12 protein-coding genes are annotated in these 12150 nt (G+C 66.7%); 9 read left to right on the plus strand and 3 right to left on the minus strand.

Going from position 1 to position 12150, the window contains the following annotated elements; translation table 11 throughout:
- Positions 1-44: 44 nt before the first annotated feature.
- On the plus strand, positions 45-1214 hold the full coding sequence (locus tag NF699_10775) for a phosphatidylserine/phosphatidylglycerophosphate/cardiolipin synthase family protein (GenBank protein USU03566.1): 1170 nt from the start codon (positions 45-47) through the stop codon (positions 1212-1214).
- Position 1215: 1 nt separating this feature from the next.
- Here NF699_10775 and NF699_10780 read toward each other — a convergent pair whose 3' ends face one another.
- On the minus strand, positions 1216-2901 hold the full coding sequence (locus tag NF699_10780) for an acyl--CoA ligase (GenBank protein USU03567.1): 1686 nt from the start codon (positions 2899-2901) through the stop codon (positions 1216-1218).
- A 66-nt stretch (positions 2902-2967) separates the two neighbouring features.
- Here NF699_10780 and lgt point away from each other — a divergent pair, with 66 nt between their 5' ends.
- The 7 genes from lgt to NF699_10815 all read left to right on the plus strand — a co-directional run bounded on the left by lgt (position 2968) and on the right by NF699_10815 (position 9511).
- Positions 2968-3876, plus strand: a complete 909-nt coding sequence (gene lgt, locus NF699_10785) for a prolipoprotein diacylglyceryl transferase (GenBank protein ID USU03568.1) — start codon at positions 2968-2970, stop codon at positions 3874-3876.
- Between the two features lie 259 nt (positions 3877-4135).
- Positions 4136-5122, plus strand: a complete 987-nt coding sequence (locus NF699_10790) for an SAM-dependent methyltransferase (protein ID USU07056.1) — start codon at positions 4136-4138, stop codon at positions 5120-5122.
- Positions 5119-5631, plus strand: a complete 513-nt coding sequence (locus NF699_10795) for a GNAT family N-acetyltransferase (protein ID USU03569.1) — start codon at positions 5119-5121, stop codon at positions 5629-5631. Before NF699_10790 ends, NF699_10795 begins: the two co-directional genes overlap by 4 nt.
- A complete protein-coding gene (gene pgeF, locus NF699_10800; GenBank protein USU03570.1) occupies positions 5628-6398 on the plus strand; it encodes a peptidoglycan editing factor PgeF in 771 nt (256 codons plus the stop codon). Before NF699_10795 ends, pgeF begins: the two co-directional genes overlap by 4 nt.
- A 78-nt stretch (positions 6399-6476) precedes the next feature.
- Complete coding sequence (locus NF699_10805) at positions 6477-7790, plus strand: cystathionine gamma-synthase family protein (protein USU03571.1); 1314 nt, start codon at positions 6477-6479, stop codon at positions 7788-7790.
- A gap of 192 nt (positions 7791-7982) precedes the next feature.
- Positions 7983-8996 (plus strand): adenosine deaminase, encoded by a 1014-nt coding sequence (locus tag NF699_10810; GenBank protein USU03572.1) that lies wholly within the window; start codon positions 7983-7985, stop codon positions 8994-8996.
- On the plus strand, positions 8996-9511 hold the full coding sequence (locus tag NF699_10815) for a phosphoribosyltransferase domain-containing protein (protein USU03573.1): 516 nt from the start codon (positions 8996-8998) through the stop codon (positions 9509-9511). The genes NF699_10810 and NF699_10815 overlap by 1 nt, the downstream gene beginning before the upstream one ends.
- Before the next feature lie 21 nt (positions 9512-9532).
- Here NF699_10815 and murA read toward each other — a convergent pair whose 3' ends face one another.
- Positions 9533-10816, minus strand: coding sequence for a UDP-N-acetylglucosamine 1-carboxyvinyltransferase (gene murA / locus NF699_10820; GenBank protein ID USU03574.1), 1284 nt, complete (start codon positions 10814-10816; stop codon positions 9533-9535).
- A 130-nt stretch (positions 10817-10946) separates the two neighbouring features.
- Between murA and NF699_10825 the strand changes: the two genes are divergently transcribed.
- Positions 10947-11678, plus strand: a complete 732-nt coding sequence (locus tag NF699_10825; GenBank protein USU03575.1) for a Crp/Fnr family transcriptional regulator — start codon at positions 10947-10949, stop codon at positions 11676-11678.
- Between the two features lie 92 nt (positions 11679-11770).
- Here NF699_10825 and clpS read toward each other — a convergent pair whose 3' ends face one another.
- Complete coding sequence (clpS, locus tag NF699_10830; GenBank protein ID USU07057.1) at positions 11771-12100, minus strand: ATP-dependent Clp protease adapter ClpS; 330 nt, start codon at positions 12098-12100, stop codon at positions 11771-11773.
- Positions 12101-12150: the final 50 nt, after the last annotated feature.

Consider the following 12150-nt stretch of genomic DNA (forward strand, 5'->3'; position numbering starts at 1 on the left):
CCCGTGGCTTGTGCCGCCGCGGGCCAGCCGTCACAGGCAAGCGGATGGACGCGCCCGCCCCACAGCCCGTGTTTACGGTAGACGGCAACCGGCTGACCCTGCTCGACACCGGGCCACGACGGCTGGATGCGCTGCTCGACCTGATCGACCGCGCCACCCACGACCTGCGTATCCTCTATTACATCTACGCCGACGACGAGACCGGGCGCCGGGTCAACACGGCATTGATCGCTGCGGCACGGCGCGGCGTATCGGCCGCGCTGGTCGTCGACGGCTTCGGCAGCGAGGCGGATGAGGCTTTTTACGAACCGCTCCGTGCAGCGGGCGTATCGGTATGCCGCTTCGCCCCCAGGATCGGGCGGCGCTACCTGCTGCGCAACCACCAGAAGCTGGCGCTCGCCGACGCCGGCACCGATGGCCAGCGGATCATCATCGGCGGCTTCAATGTCGAGGACGATTATTTCGGCACCCCGGCGCAAGAGGCGTGGCGCGATCTGGGGCTGCTGATCGAGGGACCGGCAGCAGGACGGCTCGCCGGCTATTTCGACGCACTGCACGACTGGTTGAAGTCGCCCGAGGGCAAGGTCCGTCCGCTCAATCGCGCGCTGTCGCAATGGAGCGAGACCAGGGGCCTGACCCGCTGGCTGATCGGCGGCCCGACCCGGCGCCTGTCACCCTGGGCGCGGGCCGTGCGCGACGACCTGCGCCGTGGCAGGCGGATCGACATCATCGCCGCCTATTTCACGCCATCCCCCACCATCCTGCGCCGGCTCGACAAGGCTGGACGGCGCAAGGCGAAGGTCCGCATCGTCACCGCGTCGAAATCGGACAACAATGCGACGATCGCCGCGGCGCGCTTCACCTACGCCGGCCTGCTGCGCAAGGGGGTCCAGCTGTTCGAATACCAGCCGACCAAGCTCCACACCAAATTGTACGTCATCGACGATGCGGTCCATATCGGCTCGGCCAATTTCGACATGCGCAGCCTGTTCATCAACCTCGAACTGATGTTCCGGGTCGAGGACCGCGCCTTCGCCGACCATGTGCGCGGCTATGTCGAGGGCGAGATCGCGCGCTCGCAACCGATCACCAGAGCGTGGTACAAGGCGCATACCGGCGCCGTGCAACGCATACGCCAGTTCTTCGCCTACCTGTTGATTGCGATCGTCGATCCCGGCGTCTCGCGCGGGCTGAACTTCGGGATCGACGAATAGATCAGGCGCCCGTCAGCGAGCGATAGGTGTTGCGCAGCGCAACTTTGTCGATCTTCTCCGTGCCCAGCCGCGGCAGTGCCACCTCCGACACCCAGATCCGCGCGGGCACCTTGAACGCCGCGATATGTTCGCCGAGGAAGGCCTGCAATGCATCCTGCGTCAGCACCTCGCCGTCGCGGGCATGGACGACCGCACCCGGCACCTCGCCGAACCGCTCGTCGGCGAGGCCGAACACCGCCGCCTCCGCCACGGCCGGATGGGTGTAGAGCGCCGCCTCCACTTCCTGGCACGAGATGTTCTCGCCGCCGCGGATGATGATGTCCTTCTTGCGGTCGACGATGAACAGATAGCCATCGTCATCGAGGTAGCCGATGTCGCCGGTGCGGAAATAGCCATCCGCGGTCATGCATGCCGCTGTCGCCTCCGGCCGGTTCCAATAGCCCAGGAAGTTGCAGATGGTGCGGATGCAGACCTCGCCACGGGCACCCTGCGGCACCGCCGCGCCGTCGTCGTCGAGGATGGCGAGATCGACCAGCGGTGCCGACGGCCGCCCGGCACTGTTCGGCTTGGCGAGATAATTGGTCCGCCAGTTGCCGGTGCCGACCGCGTTCGTCTCGGTCAGGCCATAGCCGATCAGCGGCGCACCGCCGCCCATTTCCGCATCGATCCGCTTGACGTGCTCCACCGGCCGCGGCGCGCCGCCCGCGGCGAAATCGGTGACCGTCGACAGGTCATATCGCGCGCGATCGGGATGATTCAGGATTTCGAAGCTCATCAGCGGCACACCGACGAAATAGCTGATCCGCTCGGCCGCGATCAGCCGCATCGCCTCGGCAGCATCCCATTTTGGCATCAGCACCAGCTTGCGTCCCATGGCAAAGCTTTGCAGCATTACCGGGATTTCCGCCGTGACGTGAAACAGCGGCAGCGTCAGCAGCGTCGATGGCTGCTCGGTCGGCGCGTTGCCGTCCTGACTGGCGATGCCGAGCATCATCAACGCCTGCGCCAGGTAATTGAAGATCCCCTGCACCACCCCGCGATGATCAGCGAGCGCGCCCTTCGACTGACCGGTCGAGCCGGAGGTGAAGAGGATCGTCGCGTGATCCGTACCGGCGATCGCCGGCAAGGTGCCGCCGCCATCCGCACCCGCCGTCAGGCCCGCCAGCGCCTCTTCGAAAGGAAGACCGTCCTCGATCGTCAGCACGCTCGCTGCGATCCCGTCCAGGCGCTTTGCCCGCGGCGGATCGGCGAACACCAGAGTGCAGTCCACCTCCGCCACCGCCGCCGCGAGCTCCTCCGCCTGCCACCAGCCGTTGAGCAGCGTCGCGACACCGCCCGCCATGACGATACCCATGTACAGCACGATCCACGACGGCGAGTTGCGCATCGCGATGCCAACGCGGTCGCCCTTCGCGATGCCGTGTCCCGCCACCAGCGCCTGCGCCACCCGCGCCGCCGCGGCGTAGGTATCGGCGAAGGTCAGCCGCTCGGCGCCCGCGACGAGGAACGTCTTGTCGGCGTGTTCCTGACAATAATGCGCGAAATAATAGGGCAGCGACGGCGGCGCGGCGGCGATGACCGGGTAGCTGCGCCCCTCCCGCTCCACCGATCCCAGCGCCAGCATGCCGCCCGCGCCGGTCAGCGCGGCCATGGTCGCGTCCATGCGCTCGTCGAGGGCTGTCCTCATCATCTCTCTCCACTTGGTCTTGCGCCTTTGCGCCACTATGCAGGCGGCAAACCCCGGGGGAAAGCCTTGATCCTGTCCTTGCTCGCCGCTGCCGCCCCCATCGCCGTCCCGGCGAGCGGCGGCCACATCCGTTTCGCCGATCTGGGCTTGCACCCGGACGTGTTCTCGGTCGGTTTCTTCACGCTGCGCTGGTACAGCCTGGCCTATATCGCCGGCATACTCGTCGGCTGGTGGTATCTGCTGAAGCTGCTTGCGCAGCCCGGCGCGCCGATGGCCCGCCGTCACGCCGACGACCTCGTCTTCTACGCGACGCTCGGCATCATCCTGGGCGGGCGGATCGGCTATGTGCTGTTCTACGCTCCCGACATGCTGCTGCATCCACTGCGGGTGTTCCGCCTGTGGGACGGGGGCATGAGCTTCCACGGCGGCGTGATCGGCACCTCGATCGGATTGATCCTGTTCGCCCGCAAGCACAAGCTCGACTGGCTGCGCGTGCACGATTATATCGCCTGCGTCGTGCCGTTCGGGCTGTTCTTCGGCCGGCTGGCGAACTTCGTGAACGGCGAATTGTGGGGCAAGCCCGCGGACGTGCCATGGGCGATCGTGTTCGAGCGCACCGTGCCGTTCGACGTGCCGGAGCCGGCACGCCACCCCAGCCAGCTGTACGAGGCGGGACTGGAAGGGCTGGTGCTGTTCGCGATCCTGTGGTTCGCCTTCTGGCGCACGAAGGCGCGGTATCAGCCGGGCAAGCTCGTCGGCCTGTTCGTGCTGGGTTATGGCGTCGCGCGCTTCATCGTCGAATTCTTCCGCGAACCGGATGCACAGTTCCGCGGGACCTTCATCGAGGCGACGGGCATCCACATGGGTCAATGGCTCTGCGTTCCGATGATCGCCGGCGGCCTGTATCTGATCCTGACCGCACCGGGCCGCCGCACGCGGGTGGAACCGATCGCCGGGGGTGAGAGCGTGGCCTGATCCCGTCTCCGTCGTCCAGGCGAAGGCCGGGATCTTCGTGGGAAGCCCGGCACGTCAGCCGCTCGATACCCCAGCCCGCGCCGGGGTGACGGAATAGCGTGGGGCTACGCGACGACCGTTCCTCGGCGCACCGGGGGGAGGATTTACGCGCGCCACCCTTGCACCGCCAGCGCAGCATCGGCATCTCCGCAGTGTGACCAATACCCCAGACGCCCCCCTTCCCGATCGCCTCGCCCGCGCGATCACGCTCGCCGGGCCGATGCCCGTGTCGCAGTTCATGGCCGCGGCCAACGCGCATTATTACGCCACGCGCGACCCCCTTGGCAGCGCGGGCGACTTCACCACGGCGCCCGAGATCAGCCAGATGTTCGGCGAGCTGATCGGGCTGTGGTGTGCCGACCTGTGGGATCGCGCGGGGCGTCCGGACGTGGCATGGGTCGAGCTCGGCCCCGGTCGCGGTACGCTCGCCGCCGATGCGCTGCGCGCGATGGCGAAATCCGGCCTGATGCCTGCGGTCCATTTCGTCGAGACCAGCCCCCTGCTCCGCGCCGCGCAGGCCGAACGCGTGCCACAGGCGACATGGCACGACGGCGTCGAGACGCTGCCGGCCGACAATGCGCTCATCGTCGTCGCCAATGAATTCTTCGACGCGCTGCCGATCCGCCAGCTGATCAGAAGCGCCGGCGGCTGGCACGAACGCCTCGTCGCCTGTCAGGACACGCTGTTCCTGCCGATCGCGGGCAAGCCCGTCCCCCTCGACGTCCTGCCCGAACCGCTGCGTGACGCGCCCACCGGATCGGTGCTGGAGATCTCGCCGGCCGGCGTCGGCGTGATGACGGCGCTGGCCCGCCGGATCGCCGCTCAGGGTGGTGCGATGCTTGCCGTGGACTATGGTCATGAAGGTCCCGCGCTGGGCGAGACGTTGCAGGCCGTGCGCGGCCACGCGTTCGCCAACCCGTTCGAATCGCCCGGCGACAACGACCTGTCGGCGCATGTCGATTTCACCACGCTCGCCGCCGCCGCACAGGCGGCAGGCGCGATCGCCTGGGGGCCGGTGACGCAACGCGACCTGCTCGGCGGGCTCGGCATCGATTCCCGTGCCACCGCCCTCGCCCGCGCCGCACCGGAGCGCACCGAGCCGATCCTGACCGACCGCGAGCGGCTGATGGGAGACATGGGAACTCTGTTCAAGGCGCTGGCGGTCACCCATCGCGACTGGCCGATTCCCGCGGCGTTCGGCGCATGACCGCAACCCTGCGCATGCCGACGGTGGCTGATGCCGGGGCGATCGCTGCGATCATGCGCGAATGCTTCACCGCGACCTTCGGCCATCTCTACGATCCCGCCGACCTCGCGAGCTTCCTCGACGGGCTCACGCTGGAGCGGTGGCAGGCGGAACTCGCCGATCCCGCCTTCGCTTTCCTGCTCGCCGAGGAGCAGGAAGGACGCGCGGTCGGTTTCGCCAAGATGGGACCACATTCGCTTCCCGTCACGCCCGCGGGTCCGATGATCGAGCTTCGGCAACTCTATGTCCTCGGCAGCCAGCAAGGCACCGGCCTCGCCCGCCGGATGATGGACCGGGTGATCGCCACCGCGCGCGACCGCGGTGCGCAGGAGCTGTTCCTGTCCGTCTACGTCGACAATCATCGCGCCCGCCGCTTCTACGAGCGATATGGATTCGAGGAGATCGGCACGTACGCCTTCATGGTCGGCAATCACGCGGACGAGGATCATCTGATGCGGCTCGTGCTGTGATCGACGTGGAGGTCATCCGCGCCCGCTCGCTGGGCGACATCCGCCACGGCTTCCTCGGCCGCCGCGGCGGAGTGTCGATCGGGGCGACCGCCGGCCTCAACGTCGGCATCGGTTCACGGGACGATCCCGCCGCCGTCGCCGAGAACCGCCGCCTCGCCGCCACTGCGGTCTCGCCGGGCGCCCCGCTGCTGACGCTCTACCAGACCCATTCGGCTGACGTGGTGACCGTCACCCGCCCTTGGGCGGACGACGACCGTCCCCATGCGGACGCGCTCGTCACCGATCGCCCGGGCCTGTCGCTCGGCATCCTCACCGCCGATTGCGCGCCTGTCCTGTTCGCCGACCACGATACCGGCGTCGTGGGCGCGGCGCATGCCGGGTGGAAGGGCGCGATCGGCGGCGTCACCGATGCGACCATCGTCGCGATGGAGCGGCTCGGCGCGCGACGCGAACGCATCGCCGCGGCGATTGGACCTTGCATCGCCCGCGCATCGTACGAAGTCGACGAGGCCTTCCTGCGCACCTTCACCGCCGCCGACCCCGCCAACGAACGCTTCTTCGCACCCGCACGCGAACACCATCACCAGTTCGATCTCGAAGCCTATGTCGCCAACCGCCTCGCCGCCGCCGGCCTGACCCGGATCGAAGCACTGGGTCTGGACACCTATGCAGACGAGGCGCGGTTCTTCAGCTTTCGCCGGGCGACGCATCGGGGGGAGGCGGATTATGGCCGTCAGATCAGCCTGATCGCCCTGCGGGACGATTGAGGCCGACGCCGGTTTCCTTGCCAGGATGGTTTCATCCGTTACGATCCACGTCTATGCTGCTGTCATAAGGAGAGTTGCATGCCCGACGAAGCAGAGATGACCGGCGTAGCCAGCGGCACCCCCGCGCCCCAGGTGGAGCGGATCGGCGATCGCAAGTTGAAGCCCAGCACGATGATGATGGGCCACGGCTTCGACCCGGCACTATCCGAAGGCGCGCTGAAGCCGCCGATCTTCCTCACCTCGACCTTCGTCTTCCCCAATGCCGCTGCCGGCAAGCGCCATTTCGAGGGCGTCACGGGCAAACGCCCCGGCGGTGCCGACGGCCTCGTCTATTCGCGCTTCAACGGTCCGAATCAGGAAATTCTCGAAGACCGCCTCGGCATCTGGGAAGAGGCGGAGGACGCACTCGCCTTCTCGTCCGGGATGTCCGCGATCGCGACGCTGTTCCTCGCGATGACCAAGCCCGGCGACACGATCGTCCATTCCGGCCCGCTCTATGCAGCTACGGAAACGCTGATCGGCCGCATCCTCGGCAAGTTCGGGGTCAAGTGGCTCGATTTCCCCGCCGGGGCGACGCGCGAGGAGATCGACGCCGTCCTGACCGAGGCGAAGACGGGCAACGTCGCGCTGATCTATCTGGAAAGCCCGGCCAACCCGACCAACGCGCTGGTCGATATCGAGGCGGTCGCCGCCAGCCGCGATGCGATTTTCGCCGATGCAGCCGAAAAGCCGCCGATCGCGATCGACAACACCTTCCTCGGCCCGCTTTGGCAGCAGCCGCTGCGGCACGGCGCCGATATCGTCGTCTACAGCCTGACGAAATATGCCGGTGGCCACAGCGATCTCGTGGCAGGCGGCGTGCTCGGCACCAAGGCGCACATCAACACCATCCGCTCGATGCGCAACACGATCGGCACGATCTGCGACCCGCATACCGCGTGGATGCTGCTGCGCTCGCTGGAGACGCTCGAACTGCGCATGAGCCGCGCCGGCGAGAATGCGGTGAAGGTCTGCGCCTTTCTGCGCGATCATCCCAAGGTCGAACGCGTCGGGTATCTCGGCTTCCTGCCCGACACGCCCGGTATGGAACGGCAGGCGGACATCTATGCCCGCCATTGCACCGGCGCGGGATCGACCTTCTCGCTGCTGGTAAAGGGCGGCGAGGCGGAGGCGTTTCGCTTCCTCGATGCACTGCGCATCGCCAAGCTGGCGGTATCGCTGGGTGGCACCGAAACGCTTGCCAGCCATCCGGCGGCGATGACGCATCTGTCGGTACCCGAAGAGCGCAAGGCGGCGCTCGGGATCACCGATAACCTCGTCCGCATCTCGATCGGCGTCGAGGATGCCGACGACCTGATCGCCGACTTCGATCAGGCCCTGAACGCGATCTGACCCGGAAGTCTTCCTCGCGCGGGGAGGGGGTGGAGTTACGAACTTCGTGGCTCCCGGAAACGCCCCCTCCACCATCCCCATGAGGGGGAGGAAAGCCGTGAACCTCGTGACGCGCGAATACACCTACCCCCACGCGGGACGCCTAAATCCGCTCCCCTTGCCCCCGTGCTGCAATGCCGCGATGATATCGGTATGTCCGACCTATCGACCTTCATCGCCGGCCTGCCCAAGGCGGAACTCCACCTCCACATCGAAGGCAGCCTCGAACCCGAACTGATGTTCGCGCTGGCCGAACGTAACGCCGTCGCCATCCCGTTCGCCACAGTGGAGGACGTCCGCGCCGCCTATGCGTTCAACAACCTGCAGGATTTCCTCGACATCTATTATCAGGGCGCGAACGTCCTGCTGACACGAGAGGATTTCCGCGATCTCGCCATCGCCTATTTCGATCGCGCGGCGGCGGACGGCGTCGTCCACGCGGAGATCATGTTCGATCCGCAGACCCACACCGCGCGCGGCGTCGCGTTCGAGACGGTCATCACCGGCCTGCTCGATGGCATCGCCCACGCCGAAGCGCGCCACGGCATGAGCGTCGCACTGATCCTCAGCTTCCTGCGCCATCTGGATGAGGCAGACGCCTTCGCGACGTTCGAAGCGGCACGGCCATGGCTCGGGCACATCACCGCGGTCGGCCTCGATTCCTCGGAACTCGGCCATCCGCCGGAAAAGTTCGCCCGCGTCTTCGCCGAAGCGCGCGCCGCCGGACTGCGGCTGGTCGCGCATGCCGGCGAGGAAGGGCCGCCGGAATATGTCTATCAGGCGCTCGACCTGCTCGGTATCAACCGGCTCGACCACGGCAATCGCAGTCTGGAGGACCCGATACTGACGGCACGGCTGGCGCGCACCGGCATGACGCTGACGGTATGTCCGCTATCGAACCTGAAGCTCTGCGTGGTCGATGACATGGCGGACCACCCGATCGACCGGATGCTGCGCGAAGGGCTTCGCGCGACGATCAACTCCGACGATCCGGCGTATTTCGGCGGATATGTCGCCGACAATTACCGTGCCGCCGCCGACGCACGCGGACTTGATCGCGACGATCTCGCCCTGCTCGCGCGCAACAGCTTCCTGGGATCGTTCCTGCCCGACGATGCGGTCGCAGCCCATCTGGCCCGGCTCGACGCCTTCGTGGCGGCGCACTGATGCCGGTATTCACGCACATCCCGCACGACGATTTCGTTGCGTCCGTCCATGCCCTGAACGCAGCGATCGCGGCGCAGGACTGGTCGCCCGACTTCATCATCGGCATCGGCCGCGGCGGCCTTGCGCCGGCGGTTTATCTCAGCCACGCCAGCGGCCTGCCGATGCTGTCGGTGGATTATTCCAGTCAGGTGAAGGACTTCGCCGACGCGCCCCTCGTCAAGCTGGCCAGTCGAACACGAGCCGGCGAACGCTTGCTGTTCCTCGACGACATCAACGATTCCGGCCGGACCATCACCCATCTGCGCACCGCGCTGGCCGCAGCGGGGGCGGTGGAGGGCGCGGTCCGGTTCGCGACGCTGATCGACAACATCAGCTCGGCCGAACGCGTCGACTATAGCGCGCGCACGATCGATCGCCGCGTCACGAAGGACTGGTTCGTCTTCCCCTGGGAAGCGGTCGCCCCCGCGGCGGCGATCGAGGAGGATGCCGCCGAGGTGCCGGACCGGATCGCCTGATATCGCGCCGTCGATCAGCGACTAGCCGTCGCTGGCCCGTTCGATGTCGGCGCCGACGGCGGACAGCTTCTCCTCCAGCCGTTCGTAGCCGCGGTCGAGATGATAGACGCGGCTGACCGACGTTTCGCCCTCTGCGGCCAGTCCGGCGAGAATCAGGCTCATCGAGGCGCGCAGGTCGGTCGCCATCACGGGCGCACCGACCAGCCGGTCGACGCCCTTGACCAGCGCGGTACGACCATGGACCTGCACGTCGGCGCCCATCCGCGCGAGTTCGGGCACATGCATGTAGCGGTTCTCGAAGATCGTCTCGGTCAGCACGCTGGTGCCCGTGGCCTTGCACAGCATCGCCATGAACTGCGCCTGCATGTCGGTCGCGAAACCCGGATAGGGCGAGGTCGAGATATCGACCGGACCGAGCGGACCGTCCGCCTCGACCAGCACGCCGTCCTTCGTATCGGTCACCGTCACGCCCGCGCTGCGCAGCGCATCGATCGTCGCCTGCATGTCGCCGGCATGTGCGCCGACCAGCTCAAGCGACCCCCCGGTGATCGCCGCGGCGCAGGCGTAGCTGCCCGCCTCGATACGGTCGGCCATCACGGCATAGGTCGCTCCGTGCAGGCGATCGACGCCCTCGATCTCGAGGGTATCGGTGCCGATCCCCGCGATGCGCGCACCCATCGCGACCAGACAATTGCACAGGTCGACGATCTCCGGCTCCCGCGCCGCATTCTCGATCACGCTGCTGCCCCTTGCCAGCACCGCGGCCATCACGACGTTCTCCGTCGCGCCGACCGACACGACGGGAAAGCGATAGCGTCCGCCCGATAGCCGGCCGCCGGGAGCGACGGCCTTGACGTAACCCGCCGCCATCTCGAGTTCCGCACCGATCGCCTCGAGCGCCTTCAGATGCAGATCGATGGGCCGGTTGCCGATCGCGCAACCGCCGGGCAGCGACACGGTCGCCTCACCGGCCCGTGCCAGTACGGGGCCGAGCACCAGGATCGACGCGCGCATCTTGCGTACGATATCGTACGGCGCTTCGGTCGAGGTCAGTTTGCCGGCACGGATCGTCATGACGCGGCCGAAATCCTCGGGTCGCGTGCCCTCGATCGCGGTCGAGGCGCCCAGCTGGTTGAGCAAATGCCCGAAACCGTCGACATCGGCCAGACGCGGCAGATTGCGCAGCGTCAGCGGCTCATCGGTGAGCAGCGCACACGGCATCAGGGTGAGCGCGGCGTTCTTGGCGCCGGAGATAGGCAAGCGGCCCGACAGACGATTGCCGCCGCGGATGAGAATACGGTCCATGCAATGCCGTCTAACGTGCTGCTGCGCCCGTGCAAGTTGCCATTCACACGGGTCCGATTGATCGATTTTAATGCAACCATTTCCGGTGTTTGCTTACACTTCTTCCTGAAGAATTGGGGAATTGCACCGCGTGGCCAGCTGTCTCGCCGAACGTCTCGGCGATCTGATCGACCTGTCGGGTAACGAACGGGCGGCACTCGATAAACTGGAGCAGCGCGAGCGCACGCTCCGGCGTGGTGCCGTGCTGCTGCGTGAAAACGACAAAATGTCCGAATTGTTCGTGCTGAAGCGCGGAACGATGATGAGCTATGTCATCCTGCCCGACGGCAGTCGGCAGATCCTGCGCTTCCTGTTCCGCGGCGACCTGATCGCGATGGCCAGCCTTGCCTATCGCAGTTCGCCCGAAACCGTAATGGCCCTGACGGAATGCGCCGTCGCACCGCTGGAGCGCGTGAGTGTCGCCGACCTGACGATCGAACACCCACGCCTCGCGGCATTGTTGATAGCGGTCGACCAGACCGAGCGGGTGGCGTTGACGGATCGACTGGCCGGGATCGGCCGTGCGACGGCCAAGGCGCGGGTGGCGGCTTTGCTGATCACCATGCGCAACCGCCTCCGCATGCTCGATGCCACCATCGGCGACACCTTCACTTTGGGCCTGACACAGGAAGAGATCGGCGATGCCACCGGGCTGACCGCCGTGCACGTCAACCGCATGCTGCGTCAGCTGGAAGAGGACGGGCTGATCGCCCGCGAAGGCGGACGCTTCACCGTGCTCAACGAAGCGGGACTTGCCAGGACCGGCCACCATGTCGAGCGTGCTGCAGGACTGGAACTCGGCTGGCTACCCGACGCACGCTGAGATCCGTCGGCAATACATCGCACGCCGCTTACGGGGGTGATGGTCAGTCCCGGATACCCGGCGGCGCGTCGAAGCGCGGACGCCGATCCGGCCTAGGCCTTTTCCAGCGTGCACTGGAGCGGGTGCTGGTTCTGACGGGCGAAATCCATCACCTGCCCGACCTTCGTTTCGGCGACCTCGTACGAGAATACGCCGCACACACCGACGCCCTTTTGATGAACGTGCAGCATCACCCGCGTCGCCTCTTCCATGTTCATGCGGAAAAAACGCTGCAGGCACAGGACGACGAATTCCATCGGCGTGTAATCGTCGTTGAGCATCAGGACGCGGTACGGCGTCGGCTGCTTCGTTTTCGAGCGGGTCTTGGTGGCGAGGCCGGTGCCGGTTCCCTCGTCCGTCCCATCGTCGCGGCGTTCGGCCATGGTGATCGGTTCAGCTGTCATGTGGATCGCCGAAATATGGCATGCCGGGG

Source organism: Sphingomonadaceae bacterium OTU29LAMAA1, from assembly GCA_024072375.1.
Classification (GTDB): Bacteria; Pseudomonadota; Alphaproteobacteria; order Sphingomonadales; family Sphingomonadaceae; genus Sphingomonas.

Coding starts and splice junctions, on each gene's coding strand:
- NF699_10775 (USU03566.1), top strand. CDS start 45: ATGGACGCGCCCGCCCCACAGCCCGTGTTTACGGTAGACGGCAACCGG.
- NF699_10780 (USU03567.1), bottom strand. CDS start 2,901: ATGAGGACAGCCCTCGACGAGCGCATGGACGCGACCATGGCCGCGCTG.
- NF699_10790 (USU07056.1), top strand. CDS start 4,136: ATGCCCGTGTCGCAGTTCATGGCCGCGGCCAACGCGCATTATTACGCC.
- NF699_10795 (USU03569.1), top strand. CDS start 5,119: ATGACCGCAACCCTGCGCATGCCGACGGTGGCTGATGCCGGGGCGATC.
- NF699_10805 (USU03571.1), top strand. CDS start 6,477: ATGCCCGACGAAGCAGAGATGACCGGCGTAGCCAGCGGCACCCCCGCG.
- NF699_10810 (USU03572.1), top strand. CDS start 7,983: ATGTCCGACCTATCGACCTTCATCGCCGGCCTGCCCAAGGCGGAACTC.
- NF699_10815 (USU03573.1), top strand. CDS start 8,996: ATGCCGGTATTCACGCACATCCCGCACGACGATTTCGTTGCGTCCGTC.
- murA (USU03574.1), bottom strand. CDS start 10,816: ATGGACCGTATTCTCATCCGCGGCGGCAATCGTCTGTCGGGCCGCTTG.
- clpS (USU07057.1), bottom strand. CDS start 12,100: ATGGCCGAACGCCGCGACGATGGGACGGACGAGGGAACCGGCACCGGC.